This is a genomic window from Pectobacterium carotovorum, from assembly GCF_033898505.1.
GTDB classification, from domain to species: Bacteria; Pseudomonadota; Gammaproteobacteria; order Enterobacterales; family Enterobacteriaceae; genus Pectobacterium; species Pectobacterium carotovorum_J.
Map to the genome: position 1 here is coordinate 193351 of NZ_JAXAFK010000005.1, position 17134 is coordinate 210484.

18 protein-coding genes are annotated in these 17134 nt (G+C 54.0%); 12 read left to right on the top strand and 6 right to left on the bottom strand.

The genetic code is table 11. From position 1 onward, the window contains the following. The first annotated feature begins 95 nt into the window (after nucleotides 1-95). The 12 genes from pilM to trpS all read left to right on the top strand — a co-directional run bounded on the left by pilM (nucleotide 96) and on the right by trpS (nucleotide 10439). The gene (gene pilM / locus R9X49_RS19205) at nucleotides 96-947 is read left to right on the top strand and encodes a type IV pilus biogenesis protein PilM (protein WP_319849947.1); all 852 of its coding nucleotides are present in this window, start codon (nucleotides 96-98) and stop codon (nucleotides 945-947) included. A gap of 2 nt (nucleotides 948-949) precedes the next feature. Then, a complete protein-coding gene (locus R9X49_RS19210) occupies nucleotides 950-1519 on the top strand; it encodes a PilN domain-containing protein (RefSeq protein WP_319849948.1) in 570 nt (189 codons plus the stop codon). After that, complete coding sequence (locus R9X49_RS19215; RefSeq protein WP_319849949.1) at nucleotides 1512-2099, top strand: hypothetical protein; 588 nt, start codon at nucleotides 1512-1514, stop codon at nucleotides 2097-2099. The genes R9X49_RS19210 and R9X49_RS19215 overlap by 8 nt, the downstream gene beginning before the upstream one ends. Further along, nucleotides 2096-2473, top strand: a complete 378-nt coding sequence (locus R9X49_RS19220; RefSeq protein WP_319849950.1) for a HofP DNA utilization family protein — start codon at nucleotides 2096-2098, stop codon at nucleotides 2471-2473. The genes R9X49_RS19215 and R9X49_RS19220 overlap by 4 nt, the downstream gene beginning before the upstream one ends. 92 nt (nucleotides 2474-2565) lie before the next feature. Then, nucleotides 2566-3840 (top strand): DNA uptake porin HofQ, encoded by a 1275-nt coding sequence (hofQ, locus tag R9X49_RS19225; RefSeq protein WP_319849951.1) that lies wholly within the window; start codon nucleotides 2566-2568, stop codon nucleotides 3838-3840. Between the two features lie 349 nt (nucleotides 3841-4189). Beyond that, on the top strand, nucleotides 4190-4711 hold the full coding sequence (aroK, locus tag R9X49_RS19230) for a shikimate kinase AroK (RefSeq protein WP_005969451.1): 522 nt from the start codon (nucleotides 4190-4192) through the stop codon (nucleotides 4709-4711). Between the two features lie 52 nt (nucleotides 4712-4763). Next, entirely contained in the window at nucleotides 4764-5849 is a 1086-nt protein-coding gene (gene aroB / locus R9X49_RS19235) for a 3-dehydroquinate synthase (protein ID WP_225086021.1), read from the top strand. A gap of 183 nt (nucleotides 5850-6032) precedes the next feature. Beyond that, entirely contained in the window at nucleotides 6033-7049 is a 1017-nt protein-coding gene (locus R9X49_RS19240; RefSeq protein ID WP_319849952.1) for an SPOR domain-containing protein, read from the top strand. Nucleotides 7050-7128: 79 nt separating this feature from the next. Next, complete coding sequence (dam, locus tag R9X49_RS19245; protein WP_319849953.1) at nucleotides 7129-7941, top strand: adenine-specific DNA-methyltransferase; 813 nt, start codon at nucleotides 7129-7131, stop codon at nucleotides 7939-7941. 122 nt (nucleotides 7942-8063) lie between these two features. Next, nucleotides 8064-8741: a ribulose-phosphate 3-epimerase gene (rpe, locus tag R9X49_RS19250; protein WP_039492116.1), complete on the top strand. Its 678-nt coding sequence runs from the start codon at nucleotides 8064-8066 to the stop codon at nucleotides 8739-8741. Continuing rightward, a complete protein-coding gene (locus R9X49_RS19255; protein ID WP_319849955.1) occupies nucleotides 8734-9438 on the top strand; it encodes a phosphoglycolate phosphatase in 705 nt (234 codons plus the stop codon). The genes rpe and R9X49_RS19255 overlap by 8 nt, the downstream gene beginning before the upstream one ends. Continuing rightward, nucleotides 9435-10439 (top strand): tryptophan--tRNA ligase, encoded by a 1005-nt coding sequence (gene trpS, locus R9X49_RS19260; protein WP_319849956.1) that lies wholly within the window; start codon nucleotides 9435-9437, stop codon nucleotides 10437-10439. Before R9X49_RS19255 ends, trpS begins: the two co-directional genes overlap by 4 nt. A gap of 77 nt (nucleotides 10440-10516) precedes the next feature. On the opposite strand, the gene R9X49_RS19265 is transcribed toward trpS, so the two are convergent. From R9X49_RS19265 to cysG, 6 genes are all read right to left on the bottom strand, one after another. Continuing rightward, nucleotides 10517-11971, bottom strand: coding sequence for a M20 family metallopeptidase (locus R9X49_RS19265; protein WP_319849957.1), 1455 nt, complete (start codon nucleotides 11969-11971; stop codon nucleotides 10517-10519). Nucleotides 11972-12065: 94 nt separating this feature from the next. After that, nucleotides 12066-12935, bottom strand: a complete 870-nt coding sequence (locus tag R9X49_RS19270) for a transporter substrate-binding domain-containing protein (protein ID WP_319849958.1) — start codon at nucleotides 12933-12935, stop codon at nucleotides 12066-12068. Nucleotides 12936-13031: 96 nt separating this feature from the next. After that, nucleotides 13032-13796 (bottom strand): ABC transporter ATP-binding protein, encoded by a 765-nt coding sequence (locus R9X49_RS19275; protein ID WP_015841973.1) that lies wholly within the window; start codon nucleotides 13794-13796, stop codon nucleotides 13032-13034. Beyond that, nucleotides 13793-14527 carry an ABC transporter permease gene (locus R9X49_RS19280; RefSeq protein ID WP_180779239.1) on the bottom strand — a complete coding sequence of 245 codons (735 nt, stop codon included), beginning with the start codon at nucleotides 14525-14527 and terminating at the stop codon, nucleotides 13793-13795. The genes R9X49_RS19275 and R9X49_RS19280 overlap by 4 nt, the downstream gene beginning before the upstream one ends. Next, nucleotides 14527-15243 carry an ABC transporter permease subunit gene (locus R9X49_RS19285; RefSeq protein ID WP_319849959.1) on the bottom strand — a complete coding sequence of 239 codons (717 nt, stop codon included), beginning with the start codon at nucleotides 15241-15243 and terminating at the stop codon, nucleotides 14527-14529. Before R9X49_RS19285 ends, R9X49_RS19280 begins: the two co-directional genes overlap by 1 nt. A 487-nt stretch (nucleotides 15244-15730) precedes the next feature. Next, complete coding sequence (gene cysG, locus R9X49_RS19290; RefSeq protein WP_319849960.1) at nucleotides 15731-17110, bottom strand: siroheme synthase CysG; 1380 nt, start codon at nucleotides 17108-17110, stop codon at nucleotides 15731-15733. Nucleotides 17111-17134 lie beyond the last annotated feature (24 nt).

The window sequence follows — 17134 nt, forward strand, 5'->3', positions numbered from 1 at the left end:
AGTAGCGTTTGGACAGTTTATAAACAACCGGGCGCTAGTATAAAGGTAAGCCAGCACTGTGGATATGTTTATTGGATAAGGAAATCGGGTTGAACATGGCTTATCACATCTGGCGGGTTGGATTAGATATACAGAACGGCTTCATGCGCGCTCTGGCGGTTCAGCGCCGCCGCTATGGCTGGCAGCTTCGTCACTGGTGGCAATGTCCGTTACCAGACGATACGTTGCGCACGGGTAGTCTACACCATACTGAGGCGCTTTGTGAGGCCTTGCGCACATGGCGTCGTTTGCTGCCTGGACACATTTCGCTACGGGTCGGGTTTCCTGCCCAGCTGATCTTGCAGCAGCATCTACCGATGCCCGACCAGCGCTTACAGGAGCCAGGGCGCAGTCTCTATATTGAAACCATGGCGGCGCGTAAGCTGCCAGTTAGCAGCGAATCGCTGGCGATAGACTATCGGGAAGACCCGCAGGAACAGGGGGCGCTGCTGGTGACGGCAGCACGCCGGCAGGAAATTGATAAATGGCTGGCATGCCTGAATAGCGCGGGGTTGCGTCCTGATGTCCTTGACGTCTCAACGTGTGCGCTTCGAACGATGGCGCAACTGGCAGGGCTTGAATCTCATCGTCTGTTGCTGCATCGCCTGTTGGATGGTTGGCTGTGGGTATCCCCGTTGAACCACGCTTTTCACTCGGGGGTCATACATCTTGATGAACTGAACGATGAATCCGATATCTTATCGATTGTGAGCACTCGCTATCAGCATGATGTCGATAATATCGCCTATTACTCTGGCGTTTCGCCCGATTTACCCAACCAGAAAGCCGACGAGTTACAGCCGTGGTCGCCGTTAACGGTGTTTAGCCACCTGCAGCCGCCGTTGCCGAGTTTTCCCTCGGCTTTTGCGATTGCGGGTGGGCTGGCATTGCGCCCTGAGGATGTCTGACTATGTTGCTGATTAATCTTTTACCCTGGCGCAAAGACCGGATGCACCGGCAGGTACGTCGTTGGTTGGGGCTGCTGTGGCTACAGATAGGGATAGCGCTATGCCTTATCGCCGCGAGTTATCTGCTTTGGCAGCACAGGCAGCAACATGCGCAGGATACACTCAATACGGTGCTGGCCCAGCAACAGCAACTGACGGCGTTATATCAACAAACGCATCTGGCGCGGGAAACGCTGCGCCGCTATCTGGAACAAGAACGGATTCAGGCGGTCATCCTGAATGACAATCGTCGCAACCTCCATTTGCTAGAGCAGATTGCTGGCATGATGCCCGCGCGTTTGTGGCTGACGGAAATCGCCGACCGCGGATCGCATCTGTTGCTTTCAGGCGTGAGTGAAAGCTATCGCGATATCGTTACGCTACAGCATGCATTATTGCGCCATGCTTCCGTCGAACGTGTACAACTGCTGCATACCTCCCAAGAGCGTGGCGTGAACACCGGGCTGCGCTTTTCCTTTCAGGCTAACTGGCGTGATGTGGGTACTTCCTCACCGGGGGAAGGCCATGATTAATCAAACACTCCTGATTGACGTCGTACTGCGCCGGCCAGAGCTGGTTAATAAACCGCTCTGGCAGCAGATAGCCTTTCAATTGGCATTTGTCGCTGCTGTCGGACTGCTCGCAGGTTGGCTATTCATCGGCGAAGTCCGTCAGGCAGTGCTTGGCCTGGAAGAGCAAACCGCTCAGGCACGCTTCGCGTTACGGGAACTCCAGCAAAAGCTAGACGTGATGCCGCAATTGTCAGAGCTACGCGAGCAATTAGCGGAGAAAACCGCGCAAGACGAACCTTTCCAGCCGGACAGATTGTCGCAGCTTATCGTCGAGCCTCTGTCACTGGCTGGTGCATCGCTACTGTCCTGGCAGCCGGCCCCGCGTCACGCAGGGGAACCTCATCAGGAACGTTGGCAATTGGCGTTTAGCACAGATTATATGGGCGCGTTGCAGGTGCTGCGTGAACTGGCTGCGCTGCCTTATGTGCTGCGTATTGCACAGTTGAGTATCAAGCCTGATGCGGTTCTAACCGCATCGCCGCCGGAAACTCCGCAGCTTCAGGTGGCATTAGCGTTGATCGGGCCGGAGGTAGTGCCATGAGCCTCACCTTGTTCCGCATCACATTGGTGCTGCTACTCGTGTCGCATAGCGTACGGGCAGAAAAACCCGCAGTGCGTAGCGATCCTTTTCAGCCGTTGGTCACCACACGTTGCTTGCCCTCAGCGGCGCTACCACCGTGGCAGCTAAAAGGTGTGATTGGCTATGGAGAACGCTGGATTGGCTGGCTAGCGCAACCAGAGGCTGGCTGGATCAGGCTGGCGATCGGCGAGACGATCCCTCCGGGGAATTGGGTTGTCAGCCAACTGGATAAATCCGGTGCCAAACTTGTCCCGACGTTGCGTGACGCGGGCTGTGATGGCCTGCCGGGTAGCCTGCTGCTGGCTTCTCCGTTTATCAATAAGCCAGAGGAATAGGCGGAGACTGCCTGGCCGCGCGTATTCGTTTTTGGGCAGCAGTTCTTTGAAAACAACGCTGACAACAGCGTATCTCGATAACAAGGAAAGTGATGAACATGAGGATGTTATGTCAGGTGATGGCGTGGAGCGGGCTACTTTTTCTTGCCGCGTCGTTTCAGGCTCGTGCGGAAAATGCGGTATCGATGGCGTTTGAGGATTCGCCGATACCTCGGGTACTACAGGCATTAGCCGATCACCAGCAGCTTAATGTCGTGATTGCGCCGGGCGTAGTGGGCAACCTGAGTTTAAGGCTGGCTGAAGTTCCGTGGCAGCAGGCGCTGGATATTGTTCTGCGCATGGGCAAGCTCAGTGCAGAACGCAACGGTAACGTGCTGATGGTTTTCCCTGCCGGGCACCTTGAGTCTTTAGAGAAGGAGCGGGACGAACGTATGGCTGATCAGGCGCAGAAATTGCCGCTGCACAATATCTCTGTCGCGTTGCAGTATGCCGATGCGACGGAGGTGGCGGCCAGCGTTCAGGCTCAGCGTGGAACACTGCTCTCTGCGCGCGGCAGCGTAACCGTAGATAAGCGAACGAATACCTTATTGATTCGCGATACGGAAGACGCTCTTGAACAGCTCGAACCGTGGGTGAAGGAGCTCGATCTTCCCTTAGCACAGGTGCAGCTGGCAGCGCACATTGTCACCATCAGCAGTGAGCACCTTCAGGAACTGGGCGTGAATTGGGGACTGGGGGAAGGGAATGCGGCGAATAAAGCACTCAGGCTGAATAATTTTAATGTTGGCCTGCCGGTAGATACGCCGGCAATAAATGCGGGGTTTCATTTAGCACGATTGAATGGTCGCCTGCTGGATCTGGAACTCATGGCGCTGGAACAGGAAAGTCAGGTCGAAATTATTGCCAGTCCTCGGCTGTTTACCGCACACCAGCAGACCGCCAGTATTAAACAAGGTACGGAAATCCCTTATCAGGTCTCCAGCGGCGCCAGCGGATCGACATCCATCGAGTTTAAAGAAGCGGTACTCGGAATGGAGGTCACGCCGGCTATTTTGCGTGCCGGGCGGATTACGCTGAACCTGAAAATTAGTCAAAACATGCCGGGACAGACGATTAAGCAGGGCGACAATGGCGAAGCGTTAGCGATCGATAAACAGGAGATCCAAACTCAGGTGACGGTTGCCGATGGCGAAACTATCGTATTGGGCGGCATTTTCCAGCAGCAAAAAAAGAACAGCGACAGACAGGTGCCAATATTAGGTGAGGTTCCCGTATTTGGTCACCTGTTCAGAAACCATACTCAACAGCACACGCGGCGAGAATTGGTGATTTTCATTACACCGACGCTGATACCCGCCTCATCATGAGTAAACCCAGTCGTGCACGGCTGTCATGCGGTTATTTTTTTCTGACAGGGCGCAATATTTTGTCGCGTTCGCGCTTATGCGTTTGACGCTGCGGCGGATTTAGCTTACAAGGGTTAGCGAATTGAGCACTGAAGTGTTGTTCCACCGAAAATGTCGATAAAACATACTACATTGACCACCTGTGGTCGGTGTGACATTTTATTCGGTTGCCAAACTACCCTGAGTCTTGAGATAATTTTTTGTCTGATTCTCGCACTATCGCTCATGAGGTTTCAGTTTAGGTCCCGCCGCTGGGTTGATTGGCGGGGCGGGTTATCATTAACGAATTGTCTTAGTAATACCAAAAAACATGGCAGAGAAACGCAATATCTTTCTGGTTGGGCCTATGGGTGCCGGCAAAAGCACTATTGGCCGTCAGTTAGCTCAGCAACTCAATATGGAGTTTTTCGACTCCGATCAAGAAATTGAGCGACGCACTGGGGCTGATGTGGGCTGGGTATTCGATGTGGAAGGCGAAGAAGGCTTCCGCGATCGTGAAGAGAAAGTCATTAATGAATTGACGGAAAAGCAAGGCATCGTACTGGCGACAGGCGGTGGCTCAGTCAAATCACGTGAGACGCGTAACCGTCTTTCCGCGCGCGGCGTTGTCGTTTATTTGGAAACGACGATCGAGAAACAACTGGCCCGCACGCAGCGTGATAAGAAGCGTCCGTTACTTCAGGTTGAAACCCCTCCACGTGAAGTATTGGAAGCGCTGGCGAAAGAGCGGAACCCGCTTTATGAAGAAATCGCTGACGTTACCATTCGGACTGACGAGCAAAGTGCCAAGGTCGTTGCTAACCAGATTATCAATATGCTGGAAAGTAACTAAGAGCATACCTTTATCCGCATTGAGCGGATCCTGAACGGGTTGTTTAACGCGCATGGAAAGAATTACCGTAACACTTGGGGAACGCAGTTATCCCATTACGATAGCCGCCGGATTATTTGATGATTCGGCTTCTTTTATGCCGTTGAAAGCGGGGGAGCAGGCCATGCTGGTGACGAACCAGACGTTGGCTCCTCTGTATCTTGACCGCGTTCGTGGTGTGCTGGAAAACAACGGCGTACATGTCGATCAGGTTATCTTGCCTGATGGCGAGCAGTACAAATCGCTGGCCGTATTGGATCAGGTCTTTAGCGCTTTGTTGGCGAAGCCGCATGGTCGTGATACGACTATTGTTGCCTTGGGTGGCGGTGTTATCGGCGATTTAGCCGGTTTTGCCGCGGCCAGCTATCAGCGTGGTGTCCGGTTTATTCAGGTGCCGACAACGCTGTTATCGCAGGTAGATTCCTCCGTCGGTGGTAAAACCGCCGTCAATCACCCGTTGGGTAAAAACATGATCGGGGCGTTCTACCAGCCCGTATCGGTTGTGATCGATCTGGATTGCCTGAAGTCTTTACCGGCACGGGAATTGTCATCCGGGCTGGCGGAAGTCATCAAGTACGGCATCATTCTGGATCGCGATTTCTTTCTTTGGCTTGAAGAAAACATTGAAGCAGTGCGTGGGTTACAGCATGACGCGCTGGCTTACTGTATTCGACGCTGCTGTGAAATCAAAGCGGCAGTGGTCGCGGCAGATGAACGTGAAAGTGGTATGCGTGCGCTGCTCAATTTGGGCCATACTTACGGGCATGCCATCGAAGCGGAAATGGGCTACGGTAACTGGCTTCATGGCGAAGCGGTTGCGGCAGGCATGGTGATGGCTGCACATACGGCACGTCGCCTTGGGCAGTTCTCCGTTGAGGATGTCGAGCGAGTCAAATCTCTGCTGATTCGCGCTGGCCTGCCGGTGAACGGCCCGGCGCAAATGGCGCCTGAAGCCTATCTTCCTCATATGATGCGCGACAAGAAAGTGCTGGCGGGTGAGCTACGTCTGGTACTGCCAACGGCAATTGGCCAATCGGAAGTCCGTGGCGGCGTAGCGCATGACATGGTGCTGGCCTCAATAGCTGATTGCCTTGCCTGATGCGTAATGCTATCGGGTTATGAAAGGCTATCAGTTATGAAAGACTATCAGTTATGAAAGATAAGTATTAACGACAGACACGCCCTGATGGGTTATGGTTAATAAAATACAATGCGTTACGATTCAATGATTCGCCCTGGCGACTGCGCGGCGGATTCGAGCTTTTTAGTGGGGAGATGTTAAATGGATGAGTTCAAGCCGGAAGATGAGCTGAAGCCTGATACCAGTGACCGTCGACCTACTCGTCAGCAAAAAAGCAGCAACTTCGCGGTACCTAAAATCGCGCTTTCCAGACAGCACCTGATGATCGGCATCGGGATTGTGGTGCTGGTGCTGCTGATCGTTGGTATCGGTTCTGCTTTGCAGGCACCTTCTCAGCCACAAACGTCACAGACGCAGAATCAAGCGAGCGGTGAGAGAAATATCGATCTCTCTTCCTCGTCCTCCATGACGCAGAGCGCACAGCCTTCCTCACAGGGTGAAAGCCCTGCCGCAGTGTCCGGCGATACCAATCATGGTCAACTGTCAGGGCAGGCGTCTTCTCAGATGCCGACATCGCCTCAGACATTAAGTGCTCCGCCAATTTCCGGTACGCCGACGGATGCGCAGGTTCAGCAGCCGGTGGCAGGCCAGCAGCGTATTGAACTGCCGGGCAATATCACCGATGCGCTGTCGCAACAGCAAGGGCGCGTGAGCGAATTCTCTCAGGGTGCGACAGGAAACTCGACGCTGCCGACGGCGCCTGCGACAGTCGCGCCGACCGGGAAAACGCCAGCAGCCTCATCCGCTAAAAATACGCACAATACGACGCCTGCACATGCAAATGGCGCCAAGCCTGCTGCGAACAACGCACCAAAAGCGCCAGTCGCAAGCAAGCCTGCGGCTAATGCCAAAGCGGCGCCGGCGGCAGCCGGCCAGAACGTCTCCGTACAGAATGCGCCTGCCAGCCACTTTACTTTGCAACTGAGCAGCGCTTCACGTGCGGACACGTTGAAAGCCTACGCGAAGCAGAACAACCTCACCCATTCGTGGGTGTACGAAACGAAACGAGACGGAAAATCCTGGTATGTGCTAGTGACCGGAGTCTATGCGTCTTCTGCGGAAGCGAAACAGGCAATTGCTACCTTGCCCGCAGAAGTTCAAGCGAAAAAACCATGGGTTAAGCCGATCCGCCAGGTGAAGCAGGACTTGAATAAGTAACACCAATTTTAGCCCTGATGTGCTGTCTGACACAGAGTACAATCCGCGGCTCTGAAACGTATGAGTAACTAACGACGGCATGAAGAAGAACCGCGCTTTTTTAAAATGGGCTGGTGGTAAATATCCGCTGGTAGAAGAGATTCGTCGCTATTTACCCGCAGGAGACTGTCTTATTGAGCCCTTTGTCGGCGCGGGTTCCGTATTTCTGAATACGGAATACGACCGCTACATACTGGCCGATATCAATAGCGACCTGATTAACCTGTACAATATCGTCAAATCGAATGCCGATGAGTTTGTTCTCGACGCCCGTAAACTGTTTACGGAAGAGATGAACACGTCTGAGGCGTTTTATCTGCTGCGTGATGAATTTAACCTTTGCAGCGACGCCTATCGGCGCGCGCTGCTGTTTCTCTATTTGAATCGCCACTGCTATAACGGCCTGTGCCGCTACAACATGCGTGGGGAATTCAATGTTCCTTTCGGGCGCTATAAGAAGCCCTATTTTCCTGAAGAAGAGATTCGCTGGTTCGCCTTTAAGGCGCAAAATGCCATCTTTGTCTGTGAGCACTATCAGGACACGCTGGAAAAAGCAGAGAAGGGATCGGTTATTTATTGCGATCCGCCTTATGCGCCGCTGTCTGCGACCGCAAATTTTACGGCCTATCACACCAATAATTTCAGCCGTGCCGATCAGCAGAGTTTGGCGCAATTGGCGCGCCGTTTGTCGGTAGAAAGCCAGATTCCGGTACTGATTTCCAATCATGACACGTTGCTGACCCGTGAGTGGTATCAGGAAGCCGTGCTGTATGTTGTTAAAGCGCGTCGAACAATTAGCCGTAATATTTTAGGGCGTAGTAAAGTAAACGAGTTATTAGCCCTCTATCGGTGATACCGTTTTGTATACAGGGTAGGGTAAACAGAGCGCAGTGAAGCGGTTAATGGCGTGAAATACGTCATTAGCCGGGAACAGGTTACCCGCAGGCATTCAGACTTTACCGTTTGGAGAAATGAATGAAACCGTTTTTAATCGCGCCGTCCATTTTGTCGGCTGATTTTGCCCGTCTTGGTGAAGATACCGCTAATGTATTGGCTGCCGGGGCTGATGTGGTCCATTTTGATGTCATGGATAACCACTATGTGCCAAATTTGACGATTGGCCCGCTGGTACTGAAATCCCTGCGCGATTACGGCATTACCGCGCCGATTGACGTTCACCTGATGGTGAAACCCGTTGATCGTATCATCCCCGACTTTGCCAACGCGGGAGCCAGTTTCATTACCTTTCATCCCGAAGCCACCGATCATCTCGATCGTTCACTACAGCTGATTAAAGATCACGGCTGCAAAGCCGGGCTGGTGTTTAACCCTGCGACGCCGCTAAGTTATCTCGATTACGTCATGGATAAGCTGGATATCATTCTGCTGATGTCGGTTAACCCCGGATTTGGCGGCCAGTCCTTTATTCCCAGCACGTTGGATAAGCTGCGTCAGGTTCGTCGCTTGATCGACGACAGCGGTTACGACATTCGTCTGGAAGTCGATGGTGGCGTAAAAGTGGAGAATATCGGCGCGATTGCTGAAGCAGGCGCGGATATGTTTGTGGCGGGATCGGCTATTTTTGGTCATCCAGATTACCGTGCCGTCATTGATCAAATGCGTAATGAAATTTCAAGGACGAAACATGACTGAATTAACCGCGATTCGCGGCTTGGCTTTTGATTTGGATGGAACGCTGATTCACAGCGCACCGGGTCTGGCGGCGGCGATCGATCAAGCGTTAGTGGCACAGTCGTTGCCTGCGGCGGGCGAAGCCCGTGTTGCCACCTGGATTGGTAACGGTGCGGATGTGATGGTGGAACGTGCGCTGCGCTGGGCTGGCGTCGAACCAACGCCCGAACGCTTGCAGGAAACCCGTGAGCGGTTCGATGTCTATTATGCACAGACGGTGGATAGCGGTAGCACGCTGTTTCCGCAGGTAAAAGAGACGCTGGCGCAGTTGGCGCAGCAGGGCGTTCCGATGGCGGTGGTGACCAATAAACCCACGCCGTTCGTTGCGCCGTTGCTGGCAGGCCTGGGGATTGGCGACTATTTTTCGCTGATCATCGGTGGCGATGACGTCATTGTGAAAAAGCCTCACCCCGCGCCGCTTTATCTGGTGCTCGGTAAGCTGGGGCTGCGTGCCAGCGAGCTGCTGTTCGTCGGCGATTCCCGCAACGATATTCAGGCGGCACAGGCGGCGGGCTGCCGTAGCGTCGGTATGACGTATGGTTATAACTATGGTGAAGCGATCGAACTGAGCCAGCCGGATATCGTTCTGGATCGTTTTGCCGATATTTTGCCCCTGATCGGGCATTCTTCTTCACACAATCAGGAACCCTTAGTATGAGCAAGCCCATTGTATTTAGCGGTGCGCAGCCGTCTGGTGAATTGACCATTGGTAACTACATGGGGGCGTTACGTCAGTGGGTCAACATGCAGGACGATTACGACTGCATCTATTGCATCGTGGATTTACACGCCATCACGGTACGTCAGGATCCGCAGGCGCTGAGAAAAGCGACGCTGGATACGCTGGCGCTGTATCTGGCCTGTGGCATCGATCCGAAAAAGAGCACCATTTTTGTTCAGTCCCATGTGCCTGAGCACAGTCAACTGAGCTGGATACTGAACTGCTACGCGTATTTCGGCGAACTGAGCCGCATGACGCAGTTCAAGGATAAATCCGCGCGTTATGAAGAGAACATCAACGCGGGTCTGTTTGATTATCCGGTGCTGATGGCGGCGGATATCCTGCTGTATCAAACGAATCAGGTACCAGTGGGTGAAGATCAGAAGCAGCATCTGGAACTGAGCCGTGACGTTGGCCAACGCTTCAACAGCCTGTATGGCGATATTTTCAAAGTGCCAGAGCCGTTCATTCCGAAATCGGGCGCGCGCGTGATGTCGCTGCTGGAACCGACCAAGAAAATGTCCAAGTCTGACGATAACCGCAATAACGTTATCGGGCTGCTGGAAGATCCGAAGTCGGTGGTGAAGAAGATCAAACGCGCGATGACGGATTCCGACGAGCCGCCAGTCGTTCGCTATGACGTGGCGAATAAAGCCGGGGTATCGAACCTGTTGGATATTCTGTCTGGCGTGACGGGAAAACCCATCCCTGAGCTGGAGCAGGAATTCAACGGTCAGATGTATGGTCACCTGAAAGGTGCGGTGGCGGATGCGGTATCCGGCATGCTGTCTGAACTGCAAGAGCGTTATCACCGCTTCCGTAACGATGAGGCGTTCCTGCAACAGGTTATGCGTGAAGGCGCTGAAAAAGCGAGTGCTCGCGCACAGGAAACGCTGAAGAAAGTCTACGACGCCGTTGGTTTTGTTTCCCGCCCGTAAATCTTAATGGCCGTCAGGAGGTGAACTCCTGACGGTGTCCTGCTCTTTCCTACTTATCCTTTCGAATCAGCGTGCTGTCACTGTGGGATAGGTGGGAACACGTCGTCTGGAATCGGGTTCTCAAACGGTGTCTGCTGCAATCTTTCCTGATGGTCGGCTTTTGCCTGTGCAATTAGCTCAGGCGTCACCAGCAGATCGATAGCTAGTGATGCCATCGCTTTCGCTGCATACTCCATGCCTTTGTGTGCGGCACCGGTTTTCCCCTGTGCGACTAACTGCCATGAATGCGCCGGTGTACCGATGGCGTAAGTGGCGCTGCGGATCTGCACCGTCGGCACAACCCAACTCACCGTACCCACATCGGTAGAACCGATGAAGGCTTCATTCGGGCTATACAGCGGATAAATTCCGTCATGCAGCGTTAAACCCGGCTGAGGTTTGACGCCGAAACGCGCGTAGGATTCGGCAATGTCTTCGGCGCTCAGCGCCGTCTGGAACATCGCCGCCATCTTACGATCTTCGTCATCAAACGGTATCGGGCCGAGCGCCAGCAGATGTTCGTGCATACGCGCTTCCAACGGCGGGTTTGCCAGCAGATTGGCATCACCGCTAATCACCTCACTGCTGACCTCGGTTTCCGTCATCAGTGCAGCGCCTTCGGCAATTTTCTTCACGCGTTTGACCAACTGGTGCAGTTCCGGTAACTGGCGTGCCCGTACGAGGTAACGCACGGTGGCGTTGGCCTGAACGACGTTAGGTGCCTGACCGCCGCTGTCGGTAATGGCGTAGTGAACGCGAGCGGAGGAAGGCATATGTTCGCGCATATAGTTCACGCCGACGTTCATCAGCTCCACGGCATCCAGCGCGCTGCGTCCCAGATGCGGGCTGGCGGCGGCGTGAGCGGCGCGGCCTTTGAAGTAGAAATTCAGTTCATTACAGGCCAGCGACACCGGGCTGTTGACGCCGGTGAAGGTCGCTGGATGCCAGCAGAGGGCGATATCGACATCGTCAAAGACGCCTTCCTTGACCATAAAACCTTTGGACGATCCGCCTTCTTCCGCAGGGCAACCGTAAAAACGCACGGTCCCGGCCAGCGCGTGCTTTTGCAGATAGTCTTTCACTGCCGTCGCCGCCTGTAGCGCCGCGGTGCCGAGCAGGTTGTGTCCACAGCCGTGGCCGTTGCCACCGTTTTCCAGCGGTTTCGGTTCTGCGACGTTCGCCTGCTGGCTCAGGCCCGGCAGCGCATCGTATTCACCCAGAATGGCGATAATCGGCAGACCTGCGCCGAATTCTCCCAGTAGCGCGGTGGGCATACCGGCGATGCCTGTCGTCAGGCGAAAACCTTCTGCCTTCAGGATGGCTTCGTGCTGTGCTGCCGAACGATGTTCTTCGTAGTTCAGTTCTGGCGTATCCCAGATGCCGTCGCTCAGCGTACAGAACTGCTGCCGCTTGGCCGCGATCAGGCCGCAGATTTCTTCCACGGATTGCTGATTGACGGCAGGCAGCGTTCCTTCATTGTGTGTTGCATTCATGCGTGGTGTGCTCTTTGATTTTTCTGATGGCATTAAGCGAGGGGCGCGTCACGGCCGACAGGCCATGACGCGCGATTCAGCGGGTGGGTCACACTCAGAGCGGTGTGGTGTCCATACCGAACCATTTTTCGCTCAGTTTTCTGATTGTGCCGTCTTGTTTGGCTTGCTCAATCGCCTTGTCGAACATGGCTTTCAGCTCAGGATCGCTTTTACGCAGGCCAACGGAAGAGCCGCTGCCCAAAATGCCGCCGATGAACTGTGGTCCCGGCGTGACGATGTCGGCGTTGCCCGGTTTTTCCGAAATGCTTTTCAGATAAGGCGCAGAAGCGATAACCAGATCGACACGACCCGCTTTCAGATCCAGATCGTGTTCTTGCGTGGTTTTATATTCGCGTACTTTCATCACGCCTTTCATATATTTATCCAAAAAGGCGCTGGCGATAGAGGCGGACTGCACGCCAATGGTTTTGCCTTCCAGCAGCGGCTTCAGCTTCTCGACTTCTGCCAGCGCAGTGGCTTCGTCGGCTGGGTTAATAGAGAAGCGCTGACCCGCGTCTGGGAAATCTTTAGCGAGTTTGCTGGATTTCAGCACGGCGAAAGTCTGTCCTGCCTGCGTGTACGGCTGGCTGAAATCGATCACCTCACGGCGTTTTTCCGTGGCGGACATACCAGAAATGATGGCGTCGAACTTACCAGCATTCAGAGCAGGAATGGTACTGGTGAACGGCTGAACCATGATCTCGCATTTCACCTGCATGTTGTTGCACAGCACTTTGTACAGTTCGATCTCCATCCCATCCAGCGTGCCGTCTGGCTTGGTGAAGTTATACGGGTGGTAAGCGCCTTCGGTCGCGATGCGGACAGTCGTCCATTTTTTCTCTTCCGCTGAAGCGGTGAAGGAGGCGGCCAGCGTTCCTGCCATGCACAGCGAGCAGGCGAGCAGAGTGAGTTTTGATTTGATCATGATAATTTTCTCCTGGTATTTCATATAATTATGTTTTTCCCACTTTCATCACGCGGCAGAGAGATAAATCTGCGCATGAGGTTAGCGGGGCTGTGTTTACCAACTGGCAATAAATTGCCGGAAGCGAGCCGACTGGCTGGCGGTGAAAACCTGCTCCGGCGTTCCCTGTTCTTCAATTTCCCCCTGATGGAGGAAGACGATGCGGTTTGAGACTTCGCGGGCAAAATCCATTTCATGGGTCACGACCAGCATGGTCATCCCTTCGTCCGCCAGCGTGCGCATGACGCGCAACACTTCGCCCACCAGCTCTGGGTCAAGCGCGGAAGTCGGTTCATCAAACAGCATCACTTTCGGTTCCATCGCGAGCGCGCGGGCAATCGCGGCGCGTTGCTGCTGGCCACCGGACAAATGTGCGGGATAGTAGTGGCGCTTGTCCGCCAGACCGACTTTCTCTAGCAGCTGTTCAGCGTGTTCCACGCACTCCGCCTGTGGGCGCTTTAAGACGTGTACGGGTGCTTCGATGATGTTTTCCAGCACGGTTTTGTGCGACCAAAGGTTAAAATTCTGGAAGACCATACCCAGCTGAGTACGAATTCTGTCGATCTGTTTGGGGTTCGACGGGCGGTTCTGCCCTTTACGGTTCGGCTTCATTTCAATCGCTTCCCCGCCGACGAGAATCTCGCCCTGATCGGGAAGCTCCAACAGATTGCTACAGCGCAGCAGCGTCGATTTGCCTGAACCGGACGATCCCAGAATTGAGATGACTTCCCCCTGATTGGCCTCAATGGAAATCCCTTTCAGGACGTCCAGAGAACCGAAGCTTTTGTGAATGTTGCGCAGGCTAATGGCGGGTGTCGTCATTGCAGGTCTCCCAATTTCTTAATTTTTTTCGCTGCCGGCTGCGCACCCGGCGCACGGAGATGAGGTGTAAGCGTAAATTCTGTCCACATCAGCAAACGTGTCAGAATAAGGTTAATAAACAGATAAATGGCACCGGCAACCAGGAATACTTCGAGCGCCCGGTAGGTTTCCGCGATGAGGCGTGCGGCGATGCCGGTGATTTCCATCAGCGTGATGATGGAAGCCAGCGAGGTCGATTTCACCATCGAGATCAGCTCGTTGCCGTAAGCGGGGAGCGCCTGACGGATCGCCAACGGGAAAACGATCCGCTTGAAGATCATGAAAGAGGGCATGCCGCAGGCGCGTGCTGATTCGATCTGGCCGACGGGAACGGACTGCAATCCACCACGGATAATCTCGCAGGCATAGGCGCCGGTACACAAGCTGAGCGACAGCAGGGCGCACCAGTGGGGTTCCCGCAGGAACGGCCACAGCATGCTCTCGCGAATCCATTGAAATTGCCCCAGCCCGTAGTAAATCAGGAACAGCTGCACCAGCAGCGGCGTGCCGCGGAAAAACAGCACGTAGGTTCGTGAAATCGAGCGCAGCACGGCAAAGGATGATAGCTGCATCAATGCCAGCCCTAACGCCAGAAAGAAGCCCAGAAAAACGGAGCTGACCGCCAGTTGCAGGGTCAGCGGAATACCGGGAATAATCTCCAGAAACGTGTCGTACAGAAAAGGAAAATCCATCAGCGTTTCACACCCCGGGAATAATGAGACTCGGCGCGGCGCATAATCCAGCCGGAACCGATCGAAATAAGCAGATACAGCAGGGCGGCAGCCATGAAGAAATCAAACGGTTTGCCAGTAGAGCCAGCCCCGGTTTGTGACTGTGTCATCAGCTCCGCGACACCGGTAACGGAAACCAGCGCAGAGGTTTTCAGCACCAGTTGCCATACGTTGCCGAGTGCGGGGATGGCGTGGCGCAGCAGAAGCGGCACAATGATGCGGCGCAGGCGTAGCATCGTGGGCATGCCGCAGGCTTTGGCGGCTTCAATTTCCCCTTTGGAAACGGCGTAGAACGCGCCGCGATAAACTTCCGTCTGCTGTGCGCCGGAGGAAATACCGACGGCGAAGACACCCGCGAGGAAGCCTGGGAAGCCCAGAAATTCGTTGCTGCCAAACAGTTTCGCCAGCAACGTTAACGCGGAGCTGCCGCCGAAATAAAGCAGGTAGATGATGAGCAGGTCCGGTATACCGCGGGTGATGGTGGTGTACCCATCGGCCAGATAGCGCACGGGGCGATTGCCGCAAATTTTGGACCAGGCGCCAATCGTGCCGATCGCTGCTCCCAGCAGGAAACCGCAGATCGCCAGTGCGAGCGTCATTCCTGCCCCAATCAGTAATAATTTTCCCCAGCCCTGTTCACCAAAACTGATGAGTTGCCAGAAGGTAACGTCTTCCACAAGTGACTCCAAACTGCTTGCTTATTGTTCTGCTAAACAGAACTGTTTTTGTGATGAGAGGACTACATACTCCGTTCAGGAACGAGAGCAGAAATACGTCATGACGCGATGTATCACCCTTCGATATGTACTCATGCGATGAGGCACTAATTTCGATAAACCACGATGGCTTGACGATGAAATCGGTTCGATATGAACGACTCAGAGGTCGTGCCGCGAATCTATTAGAAAACTAAGCAATAGTCGGGCCACGTTTTACGTAAACTATTATTGATTATTTATTCATATAGTCTGCTTATTAATGAGTTTTGTTTTAGTCAAAATAAGGCAGATATGGCCTGCGGTAAAGCATTAAAGTGACATTTTGTAAGGGAGTATGTTCAAAATAGTGCATTGTTATGCTATTTGATGGGGCGTTGCATTATGATGGTGCATAACCGCTATCCGGTAGAACGGATAGCGGGTAAGCAGAGAGGTAGGGAGAGGATTATGCTGTCTGGTCAGAGAACCAGCTCAATTTTTCCCGTAGTCCGACGACGTTGCCGATGATGATCAAACTTGGGCTGCTGGCCTGTTGTGCTAATTCGCTCAGTTGGGAGAGTTGTCCAGTCAGAACGCGCTGTTTGGTTGAGGTGCCGTTTTCGATAATCGCGACGGGCACGGTTTCCGGTAGCTGCTGTTCGATCAGCTTGCTTTGAATGTACTCGGCCTGCTGAAGTCCCATATAAAACACCAGCGTCTGTTTCTCCGCTGCGAGACTGGACCAGTCGAGATCGGTGTCGTGCTTAACATGTCCGGTAATCAGTCTGACGCCCTGCGAGCGATCGCGATGAGTGAGCGGGATACCGCTGTAGGCTGAACAGCCCGACGCGGCGGTAATACCGGGCACGACAGAGAACGGCACGCCCGCCTGTTGCAGATGCTCCAGTTCTTCGGCTCCGCGACCGAAGATAAAGGGGTCACCGCCTTTCAGCCGGACGACGCGATGGCCAGCCCGCGCCTTTTCTTCCAACAGCTGATTGATTTGTTCCTGAGGAACGCTGTGATAGCCAGATGATTTACCGACGAAGATGCGCTCGGCGTCGCGGCGTGACAGGTTGAGAATCTCTTTCGAGACCAGCCGATCGTAAACGACGATGTCGGCCTGTTGTAAATGCTGTAGGCCTTTCAACGTCAGTAATCCCGCGTCGCCCGGCCCTGCGCCGACCAGTGTTACTTCACCTCGATCGTCCAGCGGGGCGGAGAAGAGCAGTTCCGTCAGCTGTTGAACGCTTTGGCTATTTTCATTGGCCAGCGCCTGCGCCAGCCGATCGTGGACGAAGAGTTTTTCCCAGAAGCGACGACGTGCGCTCATATTGCGAAATCGGCTTTTCACCCGGCTGCGCAGTTCGCCTGCGAATGTTGCCAGTTTACCGAGATTTTGCGGCAGAATACTTTCCAGCTTTTCCCGCAGTAGTCGTGCCAATACCGGTGCGGCACCGCCAGAAGATACGGCGACCATGAGCGGTGAACGGTCAATAATCGACGGCATAATGAAGCTGGCGCGCTCTGGCGAATCGACGACATTGCAGAAAATCCGGCGCTCGCTGGCGCTGGCATAGACGTGGTTGTTGACGTCCTGATCGTCAGTGGCGGCAATCACCAGCCACACGTCGTCCAGTAACGTCGGATCGAAAGTGCCGTGTACCAGCGTTAATTGCGCGTCCTGCTCCCAGGCCCGAAATTGATCGTTAAAATCGAGCGCGTTGACGGTAATGATTGCTCCAGCGTCCAACAATAGCCGGGCTTTGCGCTCGGCGATTTCACCCCCTCCCACCAATAGACAAGGTTTATCGTGTAGCTGACAGAATATTGGCAGGTAATCCATGTAACGCCTCTTAAAGCACTCAGA